We start from the raw sequence: 6,945 nt of genomic DNA, 5'->3' as shown, positions 1-6,945 counted from the left end.
CTCTTCCGGCGTCTCTTCCGGCGTCTCTTCCGGCGCTTCTTCCGGCGCTTCTTCCGGCGTCTCTTCCGGCGTCTCTTCCGGCGTCTCTTCCGGCGTCTCTTCCGGCGTCTCTTCCGTGGGAAGGTGAATGGTACCGGCATAGACCCCCGCCAGCAGCGGGAATCCCAGCAGATCTCCATAGTGCTGCATGAGATCGTCGCCGGCGTCATAGTCCGGATTTTCCAGCCGCTCCAAAAGCGCGTCGCAGCATTCCGTCCAGTGCGCCAGCTCGTCCGACGCCTCCTCTATGGCCTGGCGGAGCTGGTCCTGCTTCCGGCGCAAAATGCCCCCCAGACCCCGGGCCTGCTCCACGGCCTCCAGAGACAAAAAGCGGCTCCAGGTCCGCTCCCGGCGGCGCTGGGCCTCCCGGGCGGTCAGCTGCTCCAAAAGCCCGGCCATGGTGTCCGCCGGCTCCAGCAGCCGGGCCGCCTCCTCCCGCAGCGCCTCCTGCTCCAGCGCAAACCGCGCCAGCGCACCGGCCAGGTCCGCCGCTTCCTCCGGCACAAGCCAGCCCTCCCCGACGCATCGGTCCTCCAGCCCCTTCAGCCCCGCGGCCAGCGCCGCGCCGGAGGTCCGCAGGGCCTCCAGTCTCGTCAGCAGCTCCTGAAGCTGCCGCAGCTCGTCATACATTTCCATACCTCCTTATTGTCCCAGCGCATCCAGCGCCGCCTGCAGCTGAACGTCCTGCGCTTTGTCCAAAGTCCCGGCATCAAAGGCCGCCTGGGACGCCTCGTCCAGCGAAAGCTCCACATCCAGCGTCAGCCCGCTGCCGATGAGGCTCACGCCCTGTCCGGTGAAATATTCCATGGTGGAAATGCCCAGCCCGCCGCCGTTGGGCAGGGCGAAGGTCTGCTGGGCATAGCCCTTGCCGCTGGTGGCCTCTCCCACCACCACGGCGCCCGCCGCCTCCTGAAGCTCGCCGGCGAAGATCTCGGCGGCGCTGTACGTGTCGGCGTTGACCAGAACCGCTATGGGCACCTCCACACATTCCGCGTCCGAAACGGTCTCCTCCTCCGCGCCGGTGTGGCTTACCGTGCGGAAAATTACCCCCTCCGGCAGCAGACGGTCCAGCATGGGGGTGAGCTCGTTCAAATATCCGCCCCCGTTGCTGCGCACGTCAAAGACCAGCGCCCCGGCTCCCTCGTCCAGCAGCGCGTCCATCGCCTCGATCATGCCGTCGGCGCTGCCGGTGAAAAAGTTTTCGATGCGGATATAGCCCACGCCGCCGGCCAGCAGCTCATAGGACACCGCCTCCTCGGTGACGCTGGCCCGGGTGACCGTCACCGTACGGCTCGTCCCGTCCGTCCCCAAAACCGTCAGCTCCACCTGGCTGCCTTCCTCTCCCCGGATCAGGTCGGCTCCGTCGGCGCGCTTGTCCCCCGCGATGGAGACCCCGTCCACTCCGGTGATGATCTCCCCGGCCTGTAAACCCGCCGCCTTGGCCGGTCCGTTTTCGTTGACCGAGCGGATATATAATCCCTCCTCCCGGCTCTGGTCCACCGTGATCCCAATGCCCACATAGGCGTTGGCCCGGCGTTCCTGCTCGGCGGCGTAGGATTCCGGGTCCAGATAGTAGGACCATCGGTCGCCCAGCGCCGACACCATGCCGCTGACGGCGCTGTCCACCACCTCGTCCGGGTCGTATTCGCCCACAAAGTTGGAGCAGATCAGCTGATAGCTATAAAGCAGCGTCAGGCCGTTGGAGCCCAGGGTCAGCCAGGCCCACAGCCCCAGTCCGCCCACGGTCACCACCGCCGTCAGCAGCACCGCCAGCAAAAGATGCCATTTGGTATAACGCTTAATTTCCGTGTTTTTCATGGTTATCTCGTTCCTTTCGCGTTTTGATGATAGGACAAGAGCGGAGCAGGACACCGTCCCGCTCCGCTCCCAACACACCACAGGAACTTACCAGTTATAAGCCCGGATAAACGAGTTGTACAGTCCCGGGAAGCAGCTTTCCGGGTCCACGCGCTGATAGTTGACCCGCACCTCCAGATGGAGATGATTGCCCGTGGAGGAGCCCGTGGAACCGACGTAGCCGATCACGTCCCCCTGAGAGACGATCTGACCGGCGCTCACCGCACGGGAACTCATATGGGCGTACAGGGTGGAATTGCCGTTGCCGTGGTCAATGACCACATAGTTGCCATAAGAGGAGTGATAGGCCGAAGTCACCACCTGCCCGCCCTTGGCGGCGTAGATGGGCGTGCCGCCCGGCGCCGGGATGTCGATGCCGGTATGGCTGTGGGGCTGGCCGGTGATGGGATGGATGCGGTAACCAAACGCCGACGTCAGCTTATAGTTGCCCGGCAGCGGCCAATAATAGCCGGAGCCTGTGTTGAGCACCACGTTATTTTGCTTGCGCTGCTCCTCCAGCTCCTTCTGCTTGGCCACGATCTCCGCCTGGATCTCCGCCGCCGCCTTGCTCTCGGCCTCCAGCTGGCGGTTGACCTCCTCCGTGTCGGCGTTGATCTGGTCCAGCAGCGCCTGCGCTTCGGCGATCTTCTCCTCCTGCTCGGCCTTCTTGGCCTCCTGCTCGGCCTTCTTCACCTGCTGCTCGGCCCGGTCGCTCTCCAACTCCGCCTTCAGTTCCTCAATCCGCTTGCGGGTGGCCACCAGATCGTCCATGACCTGCTGGTCATACGCCATGATCTCATCCACAATGGTGATCCGGTCCAGCAGATCGGCAAAGTCGGTGGCCTGGAAGATGATGGACCAGTAGGATACGTCTCCGTCCTCCTCCATGGCCCGCACCCGCTCACAAAAGAGCTCGTACTGCGCCTCTTCCCTGGCCACTGCCTCCACCCGCTCGGCCTCCTTCTGGGTGATGGCCGCGTCATAGTAGGCAATCTGCGCCTCGATGCTGTCCAGCTCGGTCTTGATGGCCGTGAGCTGCTGCTCCAAAATCTGGCGCTTTTCCTGGGCGGCGGCCTTATCGTCGGCCAGGGCGTCCAGCCGATCGTTCAGCTCGTCCTGTCGGGCCTGGGACTCCTTCTGCTGCTCCTCCAGCGCGTCGATCTCCGACTGGGTTACCGCTCCCGCGCTGCCGATGGCCATGGTCACCATAGGCAGAATCATCAGCAAAACCAGCAGCGCCGCCAAAATGCCGGTGAGTACCCGGCGCAGACCAGGCTTCTTTTCATTTTTGTGCGTCATAATCTACTCCTTTGCCGCGGCAGGTCCTTAAACCTGAAGGAACTTCCGAATGGCCATCAGGCTGCCGCCCACCCCGATAATGAAGCCGGTGATGAGGAATACCCCCAGCACCCGCATGGACAAAAGCTCAAAGGGCAGCACGGTAATGAGCTGCATGGTGTCCGAGTTGTCCACCGCCCGCTTGATGAGATCATAGATCCCCCACTGGAAAAAGTAGGACAGCAGCGAACCGACCAACCCCAAAATCATCCCCTCAAACACAAAGGGCCAGCGGACAAAGGCGTTGGTTGCGCCGCACATCTTCATGATGGCAATCTCGTCCCGCCGGTTGAAGGTGGCGATTTTGATGGTATTGGTGATGATAAACAGGGAAATCAGCAGCAGGATCGCCACCAGGATCATGGCCACGCCGCTGGCAATGTTGCGGATGACGGTAAAGCCCTCGGCGATTTCCGGCGCGGAGCTGGTCTTGGTCACCCCGGGGATGGCCTCCACCGCCGCCACCGTCTCCTCCAGCTTGGAGAGGTCGCTCACATGAATGCGGTACCGGTCCCGCAGCACCCCGTCCGGCAGGCTCTGGAAAAGTTCGGTCTCCTCCTGCTTGGCGGCATATTCCGCCATGGCCTCGGCGTCGGTCACGAAGGTGGCGTCCGCCACGTTGGGCACCGCCCGGATCTGCTCCTCCAGCGCCCTGGCCTGGTCCTGATCGTAGGAATCGTCAATGTAGGCCAGAAACTCGTTCTCCGCCTCATACCGGCCCAGCATCTCGTCCAGATTCACCGCCACCAGGGAAAAGGAACCCATAATCAGCAGACAGCAGATGATCATGCACACCGCCGCGAAGGACATCAGCCCGTGGGTAAAGATGCTGAAAAAGCCCTCCCGTATGTAGTAACCCAGATTATTAAAGTGTCTCATTGTCGTAATACCCGCCTGTCTCGTCGCTGATGATCCGGCCATTCTCAATGGCGATGACCCGCTTGGAAAAGCGGTTGACCAGCTCCTTTTCGTGTGTGACCACCAGCACGGTGGTGCCCAGCTCGTTGATCTTCTCCAACAGCATCATGATCTCCAGAGACCGCTGGGGGTCCAGATTGCCGGTGGGCTCGTCGGCAATGATCATGCTCGGATTGTTGACCAGCGCACGGGCAATGGTCACCCGCTGCTGCTCGCCGCCGGACAGCTCGTCCGGCCGGCGGTTGGCCTTCTCCTCCAGCCCCACCAGCTCCAGCACATACTGGATGCGCCGGCGGATCTCCTTGGGAGAGGCCCCCACCGCCCGCATGGCAAAGGTCAGATTGTCATAGACCGTCTTTTTCTCGATGAGCCGGAAGTCCTGAAAAATGACCCCCAGCGTGCGGCGCATATAGGGCACCTGCCGGGGCCGGATGGTGTTGAGGTTATAGCCGTTGACCATGAGACGCCCGTCGGTGGGCGCCACCTCGGCGGTAATGAGCTTGATGATGGTGGATTTGCCCGAGCCGGAGGGACCGACCAAAAAGACGAACTCCCCGTCGTTGATCTGAAAGGAGATCCCCTTCAGGGCCTTGGTCCCGTTGTCATATGCCTTATAGATGTCGGTGAATCGAATCATAGATTACCTCGCTGTGTACTTTTGCCGCGGCATGAGGAAATGTGGAGCGCGGTTTCCCGTGTCCACATTCCCATTTTCCGCCGCAACTGCTGCGTTTAATTGTCGATTCCGCGGGAAATGAGGTATTTCTTGACCATCAGCGCCACCTTGAAGGTGATGGCGTCGTCAAATTCCCGCAGGTCCAGACCCGTCAGCTTCTTGATCTTCTCCAGTCGGTAGACCAGCGTATTGCGATGTACGAAAAGCTTCCGGGCCGTCTCGGATACGTTCAGGTTGTTTTCAAAGAACTTGTTGATGGTGAACAATGTCTCCTGGTCCAGGGCGTCGATGGGGTTCTTCTTAAAAACCTCCTGGAGGAACATCTCACACAGGGTGGTGGGCAGCTGATAGATCAGACGCCCGATGCCCAGATTTTCATAGTTGATGATGGATTTCTCGGTGTCAAACACCTTGCCCACGTCGATGGCCACCTGGGCTTCCTTATAGGCCCGGGCCAGGTCGCGGATGTGTCCCACCACCGTGCCGATGCCGATGACCACCTTCAGATTCAGCTCCTCGGTGAGGGCTTCCTCGATCTGGCGGGCGATCTTATAGAGGTCCTTCCCCTCGGTGGCCTCGGGCAGCTGCTTGATGAGGGCCACGTCGGTCTCGCTGATGGACAGGACAAAATCGCTCTGCTTGTCGGGGAAGAGGGCCTGTACCACATCAATGGCGGCTACCTCGGTGCTGTCCACCTGGCGGATCAGAAAGACCGCCCGGGGCAGCTCGGAGACAAAGTGGAGCTCCTTGGCCCGGACATAGATGTCGCCCAGCAGGATGTTGTCCGAAATGATATTCTTAATAAAGGTAGCCTTGTCGTGCTTTTCCTCATAGTACGCCTTGGCGCCGTTGAGGGCCACCACAGCCATGGAGCAGATCAGTCTGGCCTCGGCGTCGTCCCCGCGCACAAAGGCGGCGTAATCAAACTGGGAGCCCCAGCCGGTCAGCGCCTTGAAGGTCCGGCCCTCGTAGGCCACGATGCCGCCCTCTCCGGCGTTCACCGCGTCCACCACGCCGGGCCAGTGCTCTCCAATGCTGGTCAGTTCATTACAGGCGACCACCGTTCCCTCGGAGTCGATCACGCCGATGGCGCGGTCGGTGTTGTCTTTCATCTGAAGAACGACGCTCTGAAAAATCCTGCTGGACATATGTGACGCCTCCCTATCATATCTATGACTTGCGCTGGGCGCGCGTCCGTTTGTCCCGCACCCATGTTTACACACTCACATGGTTTATTATAACGGCTTATTTTGATCTTTTCAATAGGTAGAGGAAAATTTTTTGTGGAAAATGCCGAATCAGTGCGTTTCTATCTCCGCTTCCCTGTCGAACCCGGCGGTTTCTCCCTTTTCCGGACCGGTCACGCTGCGGCGCAGCTTCTCCAGCCCGGTTAGCTCCGCCTCCGTCAGCGGCCGCCATTGGCCCGGCGCCAGCGCCGGGTCCAGACGCAGCGGTCCCATGGTCAGCCGCTTGAGATAGACCACCGGCTTGCCCAGATGGGCCAGCATCCGCTTGATCTGATGATACTTGCCCTCCCGCAGGGTAACAATGGCCTCGTCCGGGGCCTCCAGCAGCTCCAGCCCGGCGGGCAGGCACACCAAGCCGTCCTCCAGACGCAGGCCGCCAGCAAAGGCCGCACAGTCCGCCGGCCCCAGCCTCCCCGCCACCCGGACAAAATAGCGCTTGTCCACGTGGCTCCGGGGGGAGAGCAGATCATGGGCCAGGGCCCCGTCGTTGGTGAGGAGCAGCAGACCCTCCGTATCCCGGTCCAGACGTCCGGCGGGAAAAAGCCCGATGCGCCGCAGATGGCCGGGCAGCAGCTCCAGCACCGTCTTTTGTCTGGGGTCCTCGGTGGCCGACACCAGACCGGCTGGCTTGTGGAGCATCAGATAGGTGTACCGCTCGCCCGACACCGGCGCGCCGTCCACCAGCAGCACCAGGTCCTCCCGGCGGTACTTCTCCTCCGGCGAGGCCGCCGTTCTGCCGTTGACCGTCACCCGTCCGGCCCGAATCAGACCGCGCGCCTCTTTGCGGGACCACCGCCCCGTCCCCGCCAGAATCTTGTCCAGCCGCTCCATCTCGCTCACCTGCCCTCTTTTCGTCCGGATGGGATTGAT

7 protein-coding genes are annotated in these 6,945 nt (G+C 61.7%); all 7 read right to left on the bottom strand.

Going from position 1 to position 6,945, the window contains the following annotated elements:
• On the bottom strand, positions 1 to 669 hold a 669-nt coding region (locus H7U37_RS08835), incomplete at its 3' end, for a hypothetical protein (protein ID WP_204875199.1).
• A gap of 12 nt (positions 670 to 681) precedes the next feature.
• Positions 682 to 1,857 carry a S41 family peptidase gene (locus H7U37_RS08830; protein ID WP_204875198.1) on the bottom strand — a complete coding sequence of 392 codons (1,176 nt, stop codon included), beginning with the start codon at positions 1,855 to 1,857 and terminating at the stop codon, positions 682 to 684.
• Between the two features lie 87 nt (positions 1,858 to 1,944).
• Positions 1,945 to 3,195 carry a murein hydrolase activator EnvC family protein gene (locus H7U37_RS08825; RefSeq protein ID WP_204875197.1) on the bottom strand — a complete coding sequence of 417 codons (1,251 nt, stop codon included), beginning with the start codon at positions 3,193 to 3,195 and terminating at the stop codon, positions 1,945 to 1,947.
• 27 nt (positions 3,196 to 3,222) lie between these two features.
• On the bottom strand, positions 3,223 to 4,113 hold the full coding sequence (gene ftsX / locus H7U37_RS08820; protein ID WP_204875196.1) for a permease-like cell division protein FtsX: 891 nt from the start codon (positions 4,111 to 4,113) through the stop codon (positions 3,223 to 3,225).
• Positions 4,100 to 4,789, bottom strand: a complete 690-nt coding sequence (gene ftsE / locus H7U37_RS08815) for a cell division ATP-binding protein FtsE (RefSeq protein ID WP_204875195.1) — start codon at positions 4,787 to 4,789, stop codon at positions 4,100 to 4,102. Before ftsE ends, ftsX begins: the two co-directional genes overlap by 14 nt.
• Positions 4,790 to 4,884: 95 nt before the next feature.
• Positions 4,885 to 5,976, bottom strand: coding sequence for a PucR family transcriptional regulator (locus H7U37_RS08810; protein WP_204875194.1), 1,092 nt, complete (start codon positions 5,974 to 5,976; stop codon positions 4,885 to 4,887).
• Positions 5,977 to 6,126: 150 nt separating this feature from the next.
• Positions 6,127 to 6,906 (bottom strand): pseudouridine synthase, encoded by a 780-nt coding sequence (locus H7U37_RS08805; protein ID WP_204875207.1) that lies wholly within the window; start codon positions 6,904 to 6,906, stop codon positions 6,127 to 6,129.
• Positions 6,907 to 6,945: the final 39 nt, after the last annotated feature.

Source organism: Pseudoflavonifractor phocaeensis (assembly GCF_016901735.1).
Taxonomy (GTDB): Bacteria; Bacillota; Clostridia; order Oscillospirales; family Oscillospiraceae; genus Pseudoflavonifractor_A.
Note: the sequence above shows the minus strand (reverse complement) of the source record. Positions and strands in the feature narration are given on the sequence as shown.

Bases quoted from the DNA above. Each gene is read 5' to 3' on its own strand.
- ftsX (WP_204875196.1), bottom strand. From the start codon at position 4,113: ATGAGACACTTTAATAATCTGGGTTACTACATACGGGAGGGCTTTTTC.
- H7U37_RS08810 (WP_204875194.1), bottom strand. From the start codon at position 5,976: ATGTCCAGCAGGATTTTTCAGAGCGTCGTTCTTCAGATGAAAGACAAC.
- H7U37_RS08830 (WP_204875198.1), bottom strand. From the start codon at position 1,857: ATGAAAAACACGGAAATTAAGCGTTATACCAAATGGCATCTTTTGCTG.
- ftsE (WP_204875195.1), bottom strand. From the start codon at position 4,789: ATGATTCGATTCACCGACATCTATAAGGCATATGACAACGGGACCAAG.
- H7U37_RS08805 (WP_204875207.1), bottom strand. From the start codon at position 6,906: ATGGAGCGGCTGGACAAGATTCTGGCGGGGACGGGGCGGTGGTCCCGC.
- H7U37_RS08825 (WP_204875197.1), bottom strand. From the start codon at position 3,195: ATGACGCACAAAAATGAAAAGAAGCCTGGTCTGCGCCGGGTACTCACC.